This is a genomic window from Actinacidiphila glaucinigra (assembly GCF_900188405.1).
Taxonomy (GTDB): domain Bacteria; phylum Actinomycetota; class Actinomycetes; order Streptomycetales; family Streptomycetaceae; genus Actinacidiphila; species Actinacidiphila glaucinigra.
The window spans coordinates 453303-470902 of the sequence record NZ_FZOF01000006.1; the positions used below are offsets into that span (position 1 = coordinate 453303).

Below are 17600 nucleotides of genomic sequence, written 5' to 3' on the forward strand. Positions count from 1 at the left end.
TACGGGACGGCCCAGGCGCACGGCACACAGTTCACGGGCCGCTCCCCGATGGTCAATCCCATCCCAGCGCGCCAGTCACGACCCGTGGCCAGCCTAGCAACGCCGGTCGGGGCGCCGCCCGGCACGAGGTTTCTTCGCATCCGGGACGAGCGACGATAGAAAGGGGCCCCACCGGGCCCCAGCGCCACAACTCCCGACGTACCACGAACGGAGCACTCACGTGTCGACCGCCGCCGAGCACATCGCCGCCACCGAGGCGCACAGCGCCCACAACTACCACCCCCTCCCGGTCGTCGTCGCCTCCGCCGAAGGCGCCTGGGTGACGGACGTCGAGGGCCGCCGGTACCTCGACATGCTCGCCGGCTACTCGGCACTGAACTTCGGGCACCGCAACGCCCGTCTCATCGAGGCCGCCAAGGCCCAGCTCGACCGCGTGACGCTCACCTCGCGGGCGTTCCACCACGACCGCTTCGCGCGCTTCTGCACGGAGCTGGCCGAGCTGTGCGGCATGGAGATGGTGCTGCCGATGAACACCGGCGCGGAGGCCGTCGAGACGGCGGTGAAGACGGCCCGCAAGTGGGGCTACCGGGTCAAGGGCGTGCCGGACGGCCAGGCGAAGATCGTCGTCGCCGCGGACAACTTCCACGGCCGGACGACGACCATCATCAGCTTCTCCACCGACCCGGAGGCCCGCGCGGACTTCGGCCCGTACACCCCCGGCTTCGAGGTCGTCCCGTACGGCGACCTGGCGGCGCTGGAGGCGGCCCTGGACGACCGCACCGTGGCCGTGCTGATGGAGCCCATCCAGGGCGAGGCGGGGGTGCTCGTGCCGCCGGCCGGCTACTGGGCGGGCGTGCGCCGGCTGACCGAGGAGCGCGGCATCCTCTTCATCGCGGACGAGATCCAGTCGGGGCTGGGCCGCACGGGCCGGACCTTCGCGTCGGAGCACGAGGGCGTCGTCCCGGACATGTATGTGCTGGGCAAGGCGCTCGGCGGGGGCGTCGTCCCGGTCTCGGCGGTCGTGTCCTCGGCGGAGGTGCTCGGGGTCTACCGGCCCGGTGAGCACGGCTCGACCTTCGGCGGCAACCCGCTGGCCTGCGCGGTGGCGCTGGAGGTCCTCGCGATGCTGCGCTCCGGCGAGTACCAGCAGCGGGCCACCGAACTCGGCGACCACCTGCACCACGAGCTGGCGCTGCTGACCGGCAGCGGGGCCGTCACGCAGGTCCGCGGCCGCGGTCTGTGGGCGGGCGTGGACATCGCCCCGGAGCACGGCACCGGCCGGCAGATCTCCGAACGGCTCCTGGAGCGGGGTGTCCTGGTCAAGGACACCCACGGCTCCACGATCCGGCTCGCGCCGCCGCTGGTCATCTCCAAGGAGGATCTGGACTGGGGCCTGGACCAGCTGCGGGCCGTGCTGTCGGCCTGAGCCCCGGGATCCGGATCCGGAACCGGGGCCTGGGCCTGGGCCTGGTGGCGGGATGCGCCCCGGCGGTCAGACGCCGTCGGGGCGGGCCGCCGGGGACAGCCGCGTCGTCACGCCGATGCGGTTCCAGGCGTTGATGGTGACGCACATGGCGATCAGCCGGGCCAGCTCCTCCTCGTCGAAGACCCGGGCGGCCTCGTCGTAGACGTCATCCGGCACGCCACGCTCCCCGAGCCGGGTCACCGCCTCGGTCAGCGCCAGCGCGGCACGCTCCCGCACGGTGTAGAACGGGGTCTCCCACCACACGGTGAGCCCGTTCAACTTCTGCTCCGTCAGCCCGAGCTTGCGGGCGTCGGCCAGGTGCAGATCCACGCAGAAGGCGCAGCCGTTGAGCTGCGAGGCGCGGGCCTTGACCAGCTCGTTGATCACGGGGTCGAGGCCGGCGGACGCCGCGGCGTCCAGGGCGATCATGGCCTTGTAGAAGTCGGGGGCGGCCTTGCCGAGCACCATTCGCGGCGCGTGGGCGGGCACCAGGTCGTGATGGCCCAGGTCGTCATGGCCCAGGTCGTCATGGTCCGGGCCGGAAGGCATGCCGGTGGAGGTCGTGATCATCGTCATGGAAACAACCTAGGGACGGGGTGGCCTCGGCCCGTGGTCCACTTGGAGGGTGAACGAGTGGGCCATTGCAGGAGTCGACCTCCATCTGGACCTCGCCGGCGGCACCGGTGCGCGTGCCGGGCTGGAGGACGCGCTGCGCGGGGCCGTACGCGACGGCAGGCTCGCCCCCGGCACCCGGCTGCCGTCCTCCAGGACGCTCGCCAAGGACCTGGGCGTCGCCCGCAACACCGTCGCCGACGCCTACGGGCAACTGGTGGCCGAGGGCTGGCTGACCGCCCGCCAGGGCTCCGGCACGCGGGTCGGAGACGGCTGGCGCCCGACCGGGCCGCCCGCCGCCCCGCCCCGCGGCGGCCGCGCCCGCGCCGCCGCGCCGCACCCGAACGGCACCGCGGACCCCGCCCGCGCCCCGGAGCAGCCGGCCGGGCCGCCGTGGCACCGGGAGCACGTCCCGTACGACCTGCGGCCCGGCTCGCCCGATCTCGGCTCGTTCCCCCGCGCCGCGTGGTCCGCCGCCGCGCGCCGCGCCCTGGCGGCCGCGCCCAACGACGCCCTCGGCTACACCGACCCGCGCGGCCGCCCCGAACTGCGCGAGGCGCTGGCGGCGTACCTGGGCCGGGTGCGCGGGGTGCGCACCGCCCCGGAACTCGTCGTGGTGTGCACCGGCTTCGTCCAGGCCGCCGGGCTGATCGGCCGCGCCCTGCAGACCACGGGGTCGCACCGCGTCGCCGTCGAGGCGCTCGGATACCCGCACACCCTGCGCATCCTGCGGAAGGCCGGGCTCACCACCGTCCCGCTGACCGTCGACGACGACGGCGCGCAGGTCCGCGACCTCGACACCCGCGTCGACGCCGTGCTGCTCACGCCCGCGCACCAGTTCCCGCACGGCGCCCCGCTCTCCCCCGCGCGTCGCACGGCGGCCGTGGCCTGGGCCCGCGACACCGGCGGCCTGGTCGTCGAGGACGACTACGACGGGGAGTTCCGCTACGACCGGCAGCCGGTCGGCGCCCTGCAGGGCCTGGCGCCCGAGCACGTCGTCTACGCCGGAACCGCCAGCAAGAGCCTCGCCCCGGGGCTGCGGCTGGCCTGGCTCGCCCTGCCGCCCGCACTCGTGGAGCCCGTGCTCACCGAGAAGCTCCTCGCCGACCACCAGTCCCCCGTGCTCGACCAGCTGACCCTCGCCGAACTGATCGTCTCCGGCAACTACGACCGCCATGTGCGCCGGATGCGGCTGCACTACCGCCGCCGCCGCGACCGCCTCGTCACCGCGCTCGCCGCCCGCGCCCCCGCCGTGCGGGTGTCGGGCATCGCCGCCGGCCTCCACGCCGTGCTGCGGCTGCCGCCCGGCACGTCGGCCGGCGCGCTGGTCGCACGGGCGCGGGAGCACGGCCTCGCCCTGCAGAGCGTCGCCGACTTCGGCGGTACGGGCGACGACGCGATCGTCGTCGGCTACGGCGCCCCGCCCGAGCACGCCTTCGCCGGCTCCCTGGACGTGCTCTGCGCGCTGCTCGCCGCGCACACGGCCTGAGGAGCACGCGAAGCGGCCCTCCGCCGCGCCCGTGCGGGGCGCGGCGAAGGGCCGCTCGTGGGACTCGGTGTCCCGGGATCAGATGAGGCCGAGGCCGCGGACCGCCTCGCGCTCCTCCTCGAGCTCCGCGACCGACGCGTCGATGCGCGCACGGGAGAACTCGTTGACGTCCAGGCCCTGGACGATCTCGAACCGGCCGTCCTTCGCGGTCACCGGGAAGGAGGAGATGAGGCCCTCCGGCACGCCGTAGGAGCCGTCGGAGACGACACCGGCGGAGGTCCAGTCGCCCTCGGCGGTGCCGTTGGTCCAGGTGAAGACGTGGTCGATCGCGGCGTTGGCCGCCGACGCGGCGGAGGAGGCGCCACGGGCCGCGATGATCGCGGCACCGCGCTTGGCGACGGTCGGGATGAACTCCTCGGCCAGCCACTTCTCGTCGTTGACGGTCTCGGCGGCGTTCTTGCCGGCGACCTCGGCGTGGAAGATGTCCGGGTACTGGGTGGCGGAGTGGTTGCCCCAGATGGTGAGGCGGCGGATCTCGCTCACCGGCACGCCGGTCTTCTTCGACAGCTGCGAGATGGCGCGGTTGTGGTCCAGGCGGGTCATCGCGGTGAAGCGGTCGGCCGGTACGTCCGGGGCCGAGGACTGCGCGATGAGCGCGTTGGTGTTGGCCGGGTTGCCGACGACGAGGACGCGGATGTCGTCCGCGGCGTGGTCGTTGATGGCCTTGCCCTGCGGGCCGAAGATGCCGCCGTTGGCCTCCAGCAGGTCGCCGCGCTCCATGCCGGCGGTGCGGGGACGGGCGCCGACGAGCAGGCCCACGTTGGCGCCGTCGAAGGCGACGTTCGGGTCGTCGCTGATGTCGATGCCCTTGAGCAGCGGGAACGCGCAGTCGTCCAGCTCCATCGCGGTGCCCTCGGCTGCCTTCAGCGCCGGGGTGATCTCCAGCAGCCGCAGCTTCACCGGGACATCGGGGCCGAGCAGGTGGCCGGAGGCGATGCGGAAGAGCAGCGCGTAGCCGATCTGGCCGGCGGCTCCGGTTACGGTGACGTTGACGGGAGTGCGAGTCATTGCCTTCTCCTGGCCTTCTCCTGCTGGATCCCTTGCCGCCCGGGCAGCGTCCCATGCCCCGGAACGGGGATCTCTCGGCGTCAAGAGACCCACGCCAGGCTATACCCGTGCCGTCGCGGCGGAAGCCACACTCGGTGTGGCCCCGGTCACCGCCTTCGCCCGGTGCGGCCGGCGTGCGCGGCGGTCGTCAGCCGGACGGGGGCGCGGCGCAGCCGTGGGGGCCGGTGGTGAGGGTGGCGCAGGCGCGGGCGGCGCCGGGCGTGCGGACGGCGAGCATCGAGGTGTACGCCGCGGGGTCCCGGCCGATACGGCTGCGCTGGGAGCGGCCGTCCCCGCCCGCCTCCGTGACGCTCACCGTGTCGCCCGGGGCTCCGGCGGAGATGCGGGCCCAGACGGCCGCGCAGACCCGGCTGTAACGCATCTCGACGTACGCGCCGCCCACCCAGGCCGCCGCGGCCGTACGGGCGTTGCCGCCTCCGCAGCCCATGCCTTCGGGGTCCTTGCCGGTGCACTCCTGGCCGGTGCACTTCACACCGGCGGGCAGAGCGGCCGCCCGCGCGCTGCGGGACGGCCCGGGCCGCGCGCGGTCGTCGCCGTCGCCGCCGGTCAGTGCGGTGGCGCCGGCCGCCGCCAGCACGACGGCCACGACGCCCACCACGAAGAGCACGACCGGACGGCGCCGTACGCCCCGGGCGGCGGCGGGGACCGGGGAGGGCGCCGCGGCCGGGGCCGGGCCGAACTCCCCGAGCGCGGCGCGGGCCTCGGCGATCCGCAGTGCCTCCATCGTGACGTCGTGGCGGCCCTCGGCGCGGCTCCAGACCCGCTCCGTGACCTCCCACATCGTGGTGAAGTGCGCCGGGTCGGCACCCGTCGCCTCGGCGAGCGCGACCACCGCGTAACGGGGCGGCAGCAGCCGCCCGTCGAGATACCGCTCCCACGAACTCCTGCTGTACCCGGTCGCCTCGGCGAGCGCCGCGACGCTCAGGCCGCCGCGGTCGACCTGGCGCCGCAGCTGCTCGGTGAACTCCCGTACCCGCGGGTCCAGGTCCTCGGCCAGTGGCCGCCAGCGGGCCATCTCCCGTTCCCCCTCTTGCTGTTGCCGTTCCGTCCCGGAAGGCTACCGATGAGGATGCTTCGGGTGGCCCGTCCGGTTGCGCCCGTCATCCGATGCAGATGCCCAGGATGATCAGGCCCAGGCAGAGCCCCTTGCCGGGGCTGCGGCTCGGGGACGCGGAGGGCGCCGGCGCCGCCGGGGCGCTCGTCGCGGGCGGCGGTGCCTTGGTGGTGGGTGCGCCGCCTCCGGGCGCCGCCGTCGTCGTCCCGCCCGTGCCGGGTGCCGCCGTGTGCGGGCCGCGTCCCGGCGCGGAGGACACCGCGCCGGTCTGGGCCACCTGCGCCGCGGGCGTGCCGCCGTCCGGGGACATGGCGCCCGCGGTACGGGAGGCCGTCACGCCCGTCGCGTCCTTCGCCTCCGCCGCAGGGGCCGACCCGGGCCAGGAGGTGACGGCGGAGCCCGCCGAGCCGGACGCGGAGGGCGCCGGGCCGGCCGGCACGGTGGCCGTGGGGCGGGCCGCCGGCGGTGCCTGGGCGCGCCCGGCCCCGTCCGTGGCCACCCCGGTCGCCACGAGCAGCGCGAACACCCCGCCGAGCACCAGCCCGCCCGCAACCACCAGCAGGGCCTTGCGGCGCCGCCTGAGGGCGTGCCGGGGCATCCCCTCGACGGGGGCGAGCGGGTCGAGCGGATCGGCGTACGGGAAGCCCTTCATGGTGTCGGCGACCCCGCGGTCGGCCAGCTCCCACAGGGCCATCAGCCGGTCGTAGTCGGCACCGCTGAGCTGCCCCAGCACCTCGACGGCGTCACGCGGCGGGATCCTCACACCGTTGAGGTACTGCTCCCAGGCGCCCGCGCTGCTCGCCGTGCGCGCGGCCAGCGCCGGGACGCTCAGCCCGCTGCGGTCCTTCATCCGGCGCAGATGCACGGCGAGACGGCGCGCGGCACCGTCCAATGTCTCGGGCAATGGCTCCCAACGTGCCACCACGCACCCCCCGGCTCCGTCGATCAACCCACGGTAGCGACGCACATACGCTCGATGCATGGAATCCGGAGAATCCTCATGCGCCGCGCGGGGTGACGAGTCCGGTCTCGTAGGCGAGGACGACGGCCTGTGCGCGGCTGCCGAGGTCGAGCTTGGCCATGGTGCGGTTCAGGTGGGTCTTGACGGTGGCCTCGCTGATGAAGAGCAGGTCGGCGATCTCCGGGTTCGACAGGCCGCGCGCGATCAGCCGCAGCACCTCCACCTCCCGCGCGGTCAGCGCCGCGAGTTCCGCGGGCGGGGCGCGGTCCGCTCCGGCGGGCGGGAGGCCGGGACGCGGGACCCCGGGGCGCGGCGGCGCGTAGGCCTCGATCAGCCGCCGGGTGACGCTCGGCGCGAAGAGGGTGTCCCCTCCTGCGACGGCGTGGACGGCGGCGATCAGCCGGTCGGGGCCGGCGTCCTTGAGCAGGAAGCCGGAGGCCCCGGCGCGCAGCGCGGTGTAGACGTACTCGTCCAGGTCGAAGGTGGTGAGGACGAGGATCCGGGGCGGCGGGTCCGCCGCGGCGGCCAGGATCCGCTCGGTGGCGACGACCCCGCTGATCCCCGGCATCCGGATGTCCATGAGGATCACGTCGGGCGCGGTCAGCGCCGCCCGCTCCACGGCCTCCTCGCCGTCCCCGGCCTCCCCGACCACCTCGATGCCGGGGGCCGCGTGCAGCAGCGCGACGAGGCCGGCCCGGATCAGGAACTGGTCGTCGACGACGAGCACCCTGGTCATGCGTCCGATGCGTCCCCTCGCCGCTCTGTCCCGCGCGCGGACGTGGGAAGCACGAGCCGTACCTCGAAACCCTCGCCGAGCGGGCCGATGTCCACCGTCCCGCCGTAGAGCCTGGCGCGCTCCCGCATGCCGATCAAGCCGTGGCCCGTTCCCCGGCCGATTGTGGCCGGATCGGATCGGCCCGGTGGCGCCACGGCGCCGCCGACCGTGCCGGTGGTGCCCGTGGCGCCCAGGCCGTCGTCGGTGACGGTCACCGTCAGGTGGTGCGGCTCGTAGACGACCAGGACCCGGGCCCGGGCGAGGGGCGCGTGCTTGAGCACGTTGGTCAGCGCCTCCTGCACGACCCGGTACGCGCACAGGCCGACGCCGGGGGCGACGGGCCGGGGCTCGCCCTCGGTCCGCAGCTCGACGGCGAGCCCCGCGGCCCGCACCCGCTCGATCATCTCGCCCAGCCGGGTCACCGACGGCATGGGGTCGTACGAGGCCCAGCCCTCCTGCGGCTCCCCCGGCCCGGCGCGGAGCACCTTGAGCATGCGGCGCATCTCCTGGAGCGCCTCGCGGGTGGTGTCGGAGATGGTGTCGAGCGCGCCGCGGGCGGTCTGCGGGGAGGTGTGGAAGACGTACGCGGCCATGCCGGCCTGCACCGAGATCACCGACATGTGGTGGGCGACGACGTCGTGCAGCTCGCGGGCGATCCGCGCCTGCTCCTCCGCCACCGCCTCCCGGGCCCGGTCCTGCTGCTCGGTCCGCAGTTCCTCGGTGAGCCGGGCCAGCCGCTCCTCGCGCTTGGCCGACACCCGGGCGGAGCGCCCGAAGCGGCACATCACCAGCGGGAACACCACGGCCTGGGCGGCCACCGTGGCCATCGAGCCCTGCGCCGCGGTCAGCCCGGCGTACACCCAGACCGCGCCCAGCAGCGCCGCACAGGCCAGCGCGGTGCGCACCGGGCGCAGGGCTGCGACGGTGTACAGCGCGAGCAGCGGCGCCATCGAGTTGACGACCGGCCAGTACCCGGCGGCGACGTAGAGGGCCCAGGCGGCGCAGACGAAGACGCAGACGCCGACCGGCGCCCAGCGGCGCACCACGATGGGCAGGTTGACCAGGGCGGTCAGCGCGTAGCCGAACAGGTCGAGGCGTATCCAGTCGTCGGGCGGCCGTTCGTGCCCCAGCAGCATGCTGGCGGCGGTGAAGCCCACCGCCAGCAGGACGTCGACCAGCCCCTTTTTCCCCACGGGCGCAGCGTAGGCCCCGGCCGCGCGGGCGGGCGTCAGTCCCCCGCCGTACCGCGGAAGTTGTACGTCCTCTTCCGAAAGGTCAAACCGGTACGGGACGACCTCCCGGGCCCGCCGGCCGTAGCGTCGTGGCCGGGGGCCAGAGGGGGGCTCCCCAACGCGACGGTGCCCCGTCCTCCGACGGGGGGAGGACGGGGCACCGGGTCGTGGAGGGTACCGTGCGGCGGCGGACGTCCGCCCTCAGCCGGACATGCGCTTGCGCAGGTTCTCGTCGACGGCGGCCAGGAACTGCTCGGTCGTCAGCCACGGCTGCTCCGGGCTGACCAGCACCGCCAGGTCCTGGGTCAGCTGGCCGGCCTCGACGACCTCCAGGCAGGCGCTCTCCAGCGTCCCGGCGAACCGGGCGAGTTCGGGGGTGTCGTCCAGCCGGGCGCGGTGGGCCAGGCCGCGGCTCCACGCGAAGACCATGGCGATGGGGTTGGTCGAGGTCGGCCGGCCCGCCTGGTGCCTGCGGTAGTGGCGGGTGACCGTGCCGTGCGCCGCCTCCGACACGACGGTCCTGCCGTCGGAGGTCATCAGGAGCGAGGTCATCAGCCCCGCCGAGCCGACGCCGCGGGCGAGGACCCCGGACAGGATGTCGCCGTCGTAGTTCTTGCACGCCCAGACGTAGCCGCCGGCGCCCTTGAGGGCCGAAGCCGCCATGTCGTCGACCTGGCGGTGCTCGTGGCCCAGGCCCGACGCCTCGAACTCGCGCCGGAACTCGGTGTCGAAGACCTCCTGGAAGAGGTCCTTGAAGCGGCCGTCGTACTTTCTGAGCACCGTGTTCTTCGTGGACAGGTGGACGGGGAGCCCGCGCGCCAGCCCGTAGCGGAAGGCGGCGCGCGCGAACTCGCGGATCGACTCGTCGAGGTTGACCATGCCGAGCGCCACTCCGGGGCCCGGGAAGTGGTGGACCTCCAGGTCGACCGGGTCGGAGCCGTCGGCCGGGGTGAAGCTCAGGGCGAGGGTGCCCGCCCGCGGGATCCGCAGCTCGGTGGCCCGGTACTGGTCGCCGAAGGCGTGCCGCGCGATCACCACGGGCCGGGTCCCCCCGGGCACGGCCCGCGGCACGTTCCGCAGGACGACGGGTTCGCGGAAGATCCCGCCGCCGAGGCGGTCGCGGATGGTGGCGTTCGGGGAGCGGTACATCCCCTTGAGGCCGAACTCCGCGACCCGCGCCTCGTCGGGCGTGACCGTGGCGCACTTCACGCCGACGCCGTGCCGCGCGACCGCTTCCGCCGCCTCGGCCGTCACACGGTCGTGGGTGGCGTCCCGGTGCTCGATGCCCAGGTCGAAGCGGACCAGTCCGATGTCGAGGTACGGCAGGACGAGCTCGTCCCTGATGAACCGCCAGATGATCCGCGCCATCTCGTCGCCGTCGAGCTCGACGACCGGGTTCCTTGCCTTGATCTTGGTCATGGGAGTCGCTCTCCCTCTCACGCCGTGACGTGTGCCCGGGGTACACGTCGTACGTCAGGACACTCGCCACACAGCGTAACCGGATCAACGCACAGAGAAACGGACGACATCCTCCAGGAAGGGGATCTCCAGCACCGGGTGCGGCTGCGCCATCAGCGCCAGCAGCACGATCAGCACGCCCAGCACACCGTAGGTGATCATGTCGGTGAAGCGGCTGCGGACGGCCAGCATGCCCACCGAGGGCAGCAGCCTGCGCATCACCGCGCCCAGGATCAGCGCCGAGCCGACCAGCACCAGGCCGGCCCGGGTGACGTCCGCCGCCACCAGCACCAGGCCGAGCAGCACCGCTCCGCAGACCACGAGGATCGGCCACTGGCGGGCCGGGGCGGGGGCGTGGGCGCCCATGGCCCGGCCGCCGCCCTCGGGGCGCGCGGTACCGCGGGTCAGCACCTGGAAGCGGCGGCTGCGGCCGGCGTCGCCGGTCTCCTCCGGCGGCGCCGCTTCCGTACGGGGGCCGGTGCCGGTCATGCGTACCGGCCCTCCGCGGCCTCCACGACGTTCGCCAGCAGCATGGCCCGGGTCATCGGGCCGACGCCGCCGGGGTTCGGCGAGATCCAGCCGGCGACCTCGGACACGCCCGGGTGCACGTCGCCGACGATCTTGCCGTTCTCGTCGCGGCTGACACCGACGTCCAGCACGGCGGCGCCCGGCCGCACGTCCTCCGGCTTCACCAGGTGCGGCACGCCCGCGGCGGCCACGATGATGTCGGCCTGGCGCAACTGGGCGGACAGGTCACGGGTGCCGGTGTGGCAGAGGGTGACGGTGGCGTTCTCCGACTTGCGGGTCAGCAGCAGCCCGATCGAGCGGCCGACGGTGACCCCGCGGCCGACCACGGCGACGTGCGCGCCGTTGATCTCGACGCCGTGCCGCCGCAGCAGCTCCACGATGCCGTTGGGGGTGCAGGGCAGCGGGCCGCGCTCGCCCAGCACCAGCCGTCCGAGGTTCGTCGGGTGCAGTCCGTCGGCGTCCTTGGCCGGGTCCATCAGCTCCAGGACGCGGTTGGTGTCGATCCCCTTGGGAAGCGGGAGCTGGACGATGTAGCCGGTGCACTCGGGGTTGTCGTTCAGTTCGCGGACGACCGCCTCGATCTCCTCCTGGGTGGCGGTCTCCGGCAGCTCGCGCTGGATGGATGCGATGCCGACCTCCGCGCAGTCGCGGTGCTTGCCCGCGACGTACCAGCGGCTGCCCGGGTCGTCACCGACCAGCAGCGTGCCCAGCCCCGGGGTGACACCCCGCTCCTTGAGCGCCTGGACGCGGGTCGACAGTTCGGACTTGATCGCGGCGGCAGTGGCCTTGCCATCGAGAATCTGGGCGGTCATACCTCCATCTTCTCAGGTCCGCACACCAACGCTGGACAGCGGATGACGCCGCCCACGACGATGTGGCCGTCCCCAGTCCCATCCGCGCGAAAGAAGCCACAGTGAGCTACCCGCCCGGTCCCGGCAATCCCTACGGCCAGCAGCCCCTGCAGCAGCCCTACGGCTACCCCCAGCAGCAACCCCCGGCCCAGCCCGGCTACGGCTACCCGACGCAGCCCCAACCGCCCTACGGCGCCGTTCCGCCGCAGGCCCAGGGCCCGTACGGGTACGGCTACCCGGGAGGTCCCGCCAGCCCCGTCCCCGGCATGCCGCCGTTCGCGAGCTGGGGCGCGCGCGTGGGCGCGACGCTGATCGACTTCCTGGTCGCCGGTCTCGTGCCGATGATCCTCGTCGGCATCGGCTACGGGCAGTTCATCGCCGTGGTGGTCGACGCGGCCCGCGACTGCGACACGAGCGGCACGTACGACACCTGCCCCGCGCCCGCGATGCCGGGCGGCGCCCTCGCCCTGATCGGCCTCGGCCTCCTGCTGTCCCTGCTCGGCGGCCTGTTCCTCTGCTACCGCGAGGGCAAGACCGGTCAGACGCCGGGCAAGAAGGCCCTCGGCATCAGCGTGCTGCGGGAGTTGGACGGCCGTCCGCTCGGCTTCGGCATGGCCTTCGTCCGCCGGCTGTGCCACGGCCTTGACGGCGCCGCCTGCTACATCGGCTACCTGTGGCCGCTGTGGGACGACAAGAAGCAGACCTTCGCCGACAAGATCCTCAACACGGTCGTCGTCAAGACCCAGTAGGCCCCGGGCGAGAATGAGCCCACGTCCCCGGTCCCGTCCGCGCGAAGGAAGTCAGAAGTGAGCTATCCGCCCGGTCCCGGCGATCCCTACGGCCGGCAGCCACCGCAGCAGCCCTACGGATACCCGCAACAGCCCCCGGCCCAGCCCGGTTACGGCTACCCGGCGCAGCCCCGGCCACAGGGGCAGCCGCCGTACGGATATCCGCAGCAGCCGCAGCCGGGGACGCCGTTCGCCGCGTACCCGGGCGGGCCGGAGGTCATGCCGTCGTCGGCGCGGGCGGCCCGGGCGATGCTCTTCGTGCTCGGCGGGATGCAGATCCTGGGCGGTCTGCTGCTCCTGCTCGGGGCCGCGGCGCTCAAGAGCATCGACGACACCGACGAACTGGCCATGCCCATCGGCCTGGTCTACGTCATGGGGGTGCTCTTCCTCGCCTTCGCCGTCCTGTCGATCGGCATGGGCGCCAAGTACAGGACCGGCGGCAACGGCACCCGGATCGGGTCCATCGTGATCGGCGTGCTGGTCGCGCTGAGCAGCGTCGCCACCATGTTCAGCGGCGCCTTCGTGCTGCTCGCGCCGCTCGCGCTCAGCGTGCTGCTGATCGTCTTCGCCGCCAAGGCCGAGACGGCGGCCTGGTTCAAGCGCCCGCAGTACTGAGCGGGTCCGCCCGCAGGCCGAAGGCCCCCGCGCGAGCGGGGGCCTTCGGCGTTCCGGCGCTCGGGCCGGTCAGTGGAAGAAGTGCCGCGTACCGGTGAGGTACATGGTCACGCCGGCCTTGCGCGCGGCCTCGACCACGGCCTCGTCGCGCACCGAACCACCGGGCTGCACCACGGCCTTGACGCCCGCGGCGGTGAGCACCTCCAGCCCGTCGGGGAAGGGGAAGAAGGCGTCGGAGGCGGCGTAGGAGCCCGTCGCGCGCTCCTCGCCGGCCCGCTGGACGGCGAGCTTGGCGGAGTCGACCCGGTTCACCTGGCCCATGCCGACGCCGACCGTGGCACCGCCCTTGGCCAGCAGGATGGCGTTGGACTTCACGGCCCGGCAGGCCCGCCAGGCGAACGCCAGGTCGGCCAGCTCGTCGGCGGTCAGCGGCTCGCCGGTGGCCAGCGTCCAGGTGGCCGGGTCGTCGCCGGCGGCCTGGAGGCGGTCCTTCTCCTGCAGCAGCAGCCCGCCCTCGACGGGACGGAACTCCGTCTGCGCCTCGGGCGCCTCGGGGCAGCGCAGCACGCGGATGTTCTTCTTGCGGGCGAGGACCTCGACCGCGCCCTCCTCGAAGTCCGGCGCCACGATGACCTCGGTGAAGATCTCGGCGACCTGCTCGGCCATGGCCACGGTCACCGGACGGTTGACGGCGATCACGCCGCCGAAGGCCGACAGCGGGTCGCAGGCGTGCGCCTTGCGGTGCGCCTCGGCGACGTCGTCGCCCACCGCGATGCCGCACGGGTTGGCGTGCTTGATGATCGCGACGCAGGGCTCTGCGTGGTCGTACGCCGCCCGGCGCGCGGCCTCGGTGTCCACGTAGTTGTTGTAGGACATCTCCTTGCCGTGCAGCTGCTCGGCGTTCGCCAGGCCCGTCCCGCCGTCGGTGTACAGCGCGGCGGCCTGGTGCGGGTTCTCGCCGTAGCGCAGCACGTTCTTGCGCTCGTAGGTGGCGCCCATGAAGTCCGGGAAGGGGCTGTCGTCGGCGGGGGCGTACGAGCTCGCGAACCAGCTCGCGACCGCGACGTCGTACGCCGCGGTGTGCTGGAACGCCTCGGCCGCCAGGCGCTTGCGCGTGCCGAGGTCGAAGCCGCCCTCACGGACGGCGGCGAGCACGTCCGCGTACCGCTGGGGGCTGGTCACGACCGCCACCGACGGGTGGTTCTTGGCGGCGGCGCGGACCATCGAGGGACCGCCGATGTCGATCTGCTCGACGCACTCGTCCTCCGAGGCGCCGGAGGCGACCGTCTCGCGGAAGGGGTAGAGGTTGACCACGACCAGGTCGAAGGGCTCGACGCCCAGCTCCTCCAGCTGTGTGCGGTGGTCCTCCAGCCGCAGGTCGGCGAGGATGCCGGCGTGCACCTTGGGGTGCAGGGTCTTGACCCGGCCGTCCAGGCACTCGGGGAACCCGGTCAGCTCCTCCACCTTGGTGACCGGCACCCCGGCGGCGGCGATCCGCCCGGCCGTCGAGCCGGTGGAGACCAGCTGGACGCCCGCCTCGTGCAGGCCGCGGGCCAGCTCCTCCAGACCGGTCTTGTCGTAGACGCTGACCAGTGCGCGACGGATCTCCCGCTTGGTACTCACGGCAACAGAACCTTTCGTCCCTCAATGCGATAGCCGTCGCGGGACAACCGCCCCACGACGTCGACGAGCAGCGTGCGCTCGACTTCCTTGATGCGCTCGTGGAGCGCTTCCTCCGTGTCGTCCTGCCGGACCTCGACCGCGCCCTGGGCGATGATCGGGCCGGTGTCGACGCCGTCGTCGACGAAGTGGACGGTGCAGCCGGTGACCTTCACGCCGTAGGCGAGGGCGTCGCGCACCCCGTGGGCGCCCGGGAAGGCGGGCAGCAGCGCCGGGTGCGTGTTGACGAAGCGGCCGCCGAACCGGGCGAGGAACTCCTTGCCCACGATCTTCATGAACCCCGCGGAGACGACCAGGTCCGGCTCGTACTCGGCCACCGCCCCGGTCAGCGCGGCGTCCCACGCCTCGCGGTCGCCGTGGTCGCCGACCCGGCGGACGAACGTCGGCACACCGGCGCGTTCGGCGCGCTCCAGCCCGGCGATGCCGGACCGGTCGGCGCCGACGGCGACGACGTGCAGTCCCGCGTCGAGCAGCGCCTGCAGGTTCGTACCCGAACCGGAGACGAGCACGACGAGTCGGGCGGGGCGGGAAAGGGGCGGAAAGACTGTGGCCACTGCGGGTCATCTCTCGGGGATCCGGCGCTTTGGAGGATCGTACGACTCGAAGATCGCCGGAATTCCGGGGAACTCTACGAGGCCGTCGACCGTCAGCAACGATACCGGCACACCCACCCGCCCCCACGGGACGGGGGAGCGCGCGGGCGGTAGCGTCTGGGGTGAGAACGGCGAAGTCACGCGTCCGACAACACGAGGAGTCGACGGCAAGGGGATGACCCAGGCAAACATGAGCGGTGGCCGAGGCCACGAGCAGGACAACCCGTTCGCCCCGCCGCCGGAGAACGCGCCCGAGCAGCCCTGGCAGCCGCGCCGGCCGGAGCAGCCCTCCGGCTCCGGGGACGAGCCGCCCACGCCCACTCCGCCTCCGCCGCCCCCGGCGTGGGGCGGCCAGTGGAGCGACCGGCAGCCGGGCCGGCAGGACGGCGGCTACGGCGACCGCCCCGGTGGCGGCTACGGCGGGCGGCGCCCGGACGGGCCCCGCTTCGACCCCACCGACCCCGCCCAGCGGCGTGCCCGCTACGCCATGATCTGCGGCATGTGGGGGTTCTTCTTCGCCCTCTTCCTCGGGTGGACGTACGTCGGGCTGCTGCTCGGCGCCCTCGCGCTGTACTGGAGCGTCAACGCGCTGCGGATGAAGCCCGAGGAGCGGGCCAAGGCCCGCGCCGAGGCGGCCGCGCTGCTGGCCGAGGGCGGGGCCGCCCCGACGCCGCCGCGGCCCACCGACCCGCGCAGCAAGCCGCAGCGCCCGGCCGCCCTCGGCGGTCTGATCATGGGCGGGCTCGCCCTCTGCGTCGTGGCGGTGACCTTCACGACCCAGGTGGTCTACAGGGACTACTACGCCTGCACACGCGACGCGCTCACCTCCTCGTCGCGCGACGCGTGCGAGAAGCTGCTGCCGACCCCGCTCCGCGACATCCTGAACACGCCCTGACGCGTCGCCGCGCCGCCCCCGGGCGGAGGCTCAGGCCTCCGACGGGGCGGCGTCGGCCGCCGCCCGGCCCTCCGGCTCCGGAGCTTCCGTCCTCGGGGTCTGCGCCTCGGGGGTCTCCGCTTCCGGAGCCTCCACCTCCGGAGCCGCCACCTGCTCGCGCTCCGTCCCGGCGGACGCGCGGCGGACCCGCACCCAGCGCACCAGCAGGGCCGTCGGCGTGCCGACGGTCGCCGTCCATCCGGCCGCCATGCCCCCGATGAGCCACCACGACGGCCCGAACTCCTCCAGCGCCCCGGTGCCCAGCGGTCCCGCCGCGAACCCGGTGAGCAGTGCCATGGCGATCCCGCACACCAGCCCGCCCAGGGCCGCGTGCGCCGCGGTGCGCCCGAGGCCGCACGGCTCCCGGCGATCGACGGCGAGCACCCCCACAGCGAGCCCGGCGAGCCCCGGCACGGCCAGTGCCGCCCAGGTCAGCGACGTCCCGGGACCGGCCTGGGGCAGCGCCGCGAGCAGCGGGAAGTCCGGCAGCACCGGCTCCCCCACCACCCCGGCCGGACGTACCAGGGCCTGGGTGCCGAGCGCGAAACCGGGACCCAGCGCGTAGGCCGCTCCCCACACGGCGGCGTTCGGGATCAGCGCGACCGCCACCGCCAGCACCGCCAGTCGCCCGGACAGCGCCTCGCTGAGCCGCGTGAAGGACGCCCCCGCGGCGCCGGGATGCAGCACCAGGGTCACCGCCGTGAGCGCCGCACCGCCCGCGAGGAGGACGCAGACGCCCGCCGCCGCCGAACGCAGCACGGCCACGGCCTCCCGCAGCGGCACCGTCACCGTCGCGGTCACCCGGGACAGCCGGGCGGGCAGCGGGATCCGCGGCCGCCCCCGCTCCGCCCAGGCCCCGGCGCCCGCAGCGAGGGCGGCGACGACGGGCAGGTGCAGCGCGGCGGCGAGGGGGTCGCTGCGCACCGGTCCGTACGAGGTGTAGACGACCACCCCGGCGCCCACCGCGAGGTAGCCGCCGATCAGCCATGCGACGGCGGACCGCGCGACCCTGCCGTCCGAGGCGGGTGCGGCGGCGTCCGCCCCGGCCCGGTACAGCAGCCAGACCGGGAACGCCGTCAGCAGCAGCGGCGTGACGCCGATGGGGGCGGCGAGCCCGGAGAGGGTCTCGGTGCGCACGAGGTCGCCCCCGTGGGCGAGGAGCCAGCAGTCCGCGGCAACGTGCAGGGCGCCGTCCAGTCCGCTGTCCGGGAACGGGGAGACGACCCACAGGAAGAGCACGAGCATGGCGAAGCCGCCCAGGCCCAGGCCCGCCGCGACCACGCCGCCGGTGAAGGCGGGGGCCGATTCGGAGGTGCGCAGGCTCGCGTGGGCGGCCCGGATCCGGCGCACGGCGTGACTCAGGGCGCTTGCGGCACTCACGGATCTCATGCTGCCAAGAAGACCCCCTTTCGACGTGGCAGCATGCGAATGCCCGTC

Annotated in this window: 17 protein-coding genes and 1 riboswitch; of the genes, 5 read left to right on the top strand and 12 right to left on the bottom strand. The window is 74.1% G+C overall.

Annotated elements, in window-relative coordinates:
• Positions 1 to 2: 2 nt before the first annotated feature.
• Positions 3 to 89: riboswitch (ZMP/ZTP riboswitch) on the bottom strand.
• Between the two features lie 131 nt (positions 90 to 220).
• The gene (gene rocD, locus CHF15_RS15715; RefSeq protein ID WP_089224387.1) at positions 221 to 1426 is read left to right on the top strand and encodes an ornithine--oxo-acid transaminase; all 1206 of its coding nucleotides are present in this window, start codon (positions 221 to 223) and stop codon (positions 1424 to 1426) included.
• A gap of 66 nt (positions 1427 to 1492) precedes the next feature.
• Here the strand turns inward: rocD and CHF15_RS15720 are convergent, their stop codons facing one another.
• The gene (locus tag CHF15_RS15720; protein WP_410169639.1) at positions 1493 to 2041 is read right to left on the bottom strand and encodes a carboxymuconolactone decarboxylase family protein; all 549 of its coding nucleotides are present in this window, start codon (positions 2039 to 2041) and stop codon (positions 1493 to 1495) included.
• Between the two features lie 49 nt (positions 2042 to 2090).
• Between CHF15_RS15720 and pdxR the strand changes: the two genes are divergently transcribed.
• A complete protein-coding gene (gene pdxR / locus CHF15_RS15725) occupies positions 2091 to 3566 on the top strand; it encodes a MocR-like pyridoxine biosynthesis transcription factor PdxR (RefSeq protein WP_089224388.1) in 1476 nt (491 codons plus the stop codon).
• A gap of 78 nt (positions 3567 to 3644) precedes the next feature.
• Here the strand turns inward: pdxR and CHF15_RS15730 are convergent, their stop codons facing one another.
• The 8 genes from CHF15_RS15730 to CHF15_RS15765 form a co-directional block, all read right to left on the bottom strand.
• Complete coding sequence (locus tag CHF15_RS15730) at positions 3645 to 4634, bottom strand: malate dehydrogenase (protein ID WP_089224389.1); 990 nt, start codon at positions 4632 to 4634, stop codon at positions 3645 to 3647.
• Between the two features lie 187 nt (positions 4635 to 4821).
• Entirely contained in the window at positions 4822 to 5709 is an 888-nt protein-coding gene (locus CHF15_RS15735) for a helix-turn-helix domain-containing protein (RefSeq protein WP_089224390.1), read from the bottom strand.
• A gap of 85 nt (positions 5710 to 5794) precedes the next feature.
• Positions 5795 to 6652 carry a helix-turn-helix domain-containing protein gene (locus tag CHF15_RS15740; protein ID WP_179279804.1) on the bottom strand — a complete coding sequence of 286 codons (858 nt, stop codon included), beginning with the start codon at positions 6650 to 6652 and terminating at the stop codon, positions 5795 to 5797.
• A 94-nt stretch (positions 6653 to 6746) separates the two neighbouring features.
• Complete coding sequence (locus CHF15_RS15745) at positions 6747 to 7445, bottom strand: response regulator (RefSeq protein WP_089224392.1); 699 nt, start codon at positions 7443 to 7445, stop codon at positions 6747 to 6749.
• Positions 7442 to 8677 (bottom strand): sensor histidine kinase, encoded by a 1236-nt coding sequence (locus tag CHF15_RS15750; RefSeq protein WP_322975682.1) that lies wholly within the window; start codon positions 8675 to 8677, stop codon positions 7442 to 7444. Before CHF15_RS15750 ends, CHF15_RS15745 begins: the two co-directional genes overlap by 4 nt.
• 240 nt (positions 8678 to 8917) lie before the next feature.
• Positions 8918 to 10135 (bottom strand): NADP-dependent isocitrate dehydrogenase, encoded by a 1218-nt coding sequence (locus tag CHF15_RS15755; RefSeq protein WP_089224393.1) that lies wholly within the window; start codon positions 10133 to 10135, stop codon positions 8918 to 8920.
• Positions 10136 to 10219: 84 nt separating this feature from the next.
• A complete protein-coding gene (locus tag CHF15_RS15760; protein WP_089224394.1) occupies positions 10220 to 10663 on the bottom strand; it encodes a DUF3017 domain-containing protein in 444 nt (147 codons plus the stop codon).
• Entirely contained in the window at positions 10660 to 11514 is an 855-nt protein-coding gene (locus CHF15_RS15765; protein ID WP_089224395.1) for a bifunctional methylenetetrahydrofolate dehydrogenase/methenyltetrahydrofolate cyclohydrolase, read from the bottom strand. The genes CHF15_RS15760 and CHF15_RS15765 overlap by 4 nt, the downstream gene beginning before the upstream one ends.
• Before the next feature lie 101 nt (positions 11515 to 11615).
• Between CHF15_RS15765 and CHF15_RS15770 the strand changes: the two genes are divergently transcribed.
• The gene (locus CHF15_RS15770) at positions 11616 to 12302 is read left to right on the top strand and encodes an RDD family protein (protein WP_089224396.1); all 687 of its coding nucleotides are present in this window, start codon (positions 11616 to 11618) and stop codon (positions 12300 to 12302) included.
• A gap of 57 nt (positions 12303 to 12359) precedes the next feature.
• Positions 12360 to 12956, top strand: coding sequence for a hypothetical protein (locus CHF15_RS15775; protein ID WP_089224397.1), 597 nt, complete (start codon positions 12360 to 12362; stop codon positions 12954 to 12956).
• A 69-nt stretch (positions 12957 to 13025) separates the two neighbouring features.
• Here the strand turns inward: CHF15_RS15775 and purH are convergent, their stop codons facing one another.
• Both purH and purN read right to left on the bottom strand, forming a co-directional pair.
• Entirely contained in the window at positions 13026 to 14579 is a 1554-nt protein-coding gene (purH, locus tag CHF15_RS15780; RefSeq protein ID WP_089224398.1) for a bifunctional phosphoribosylaminoimidazolecarboxamide formyltransferase/IMP cyclohydrolase, read from the bottom strand.
• Entirely contained in the window at positions 14576 to 15190 is a 615-nt protein-coding gene (gene purN / locus CHF15_RS15785; RefSeq protein ID WP_089224399.1) for a phosphoribosylglycinamide formyltransferase, read from the bottom strand. Before purN ends, purH begins: the two co-directional genes overlap by 4 nt.
• A 229-nt stretch (positions 15191 to 15419) precedes the next feature.
• Between purN and CHF15_RS15790 the strand changes: the two genes are divergently transcribed.
• On the top strand, positions 15420 to 16124 hold the full coding sequence (locus tag CHF15_RS15790; RefSeq protein ID WP_143681575.1) for a hypothetical protein: 705 nt from the start codon (positions 15420 to 15422) through the stop codon (positions 16122 to 16124).
• A 30-nt stretch (positions 16125 to 16154) separates the two neighbouring features.
• Here CHF15_RS15790 and CHF15_RS15795 read toward each other — a convergent pair whose 3' ends face one another.
• Positions 16155 to 17543: a cell division protein PerM gene (locus tag CHF15_RS15795; protein ID WP_143681576.1), complete on the bottom strand. Its 1389-nt coding sequence runs from the start codon at positions 17541 to 17543 to the stop codon at positions 16155 to 16157.
• Positions 17544 to 17600: the final 57 nt, after the last annotated feature.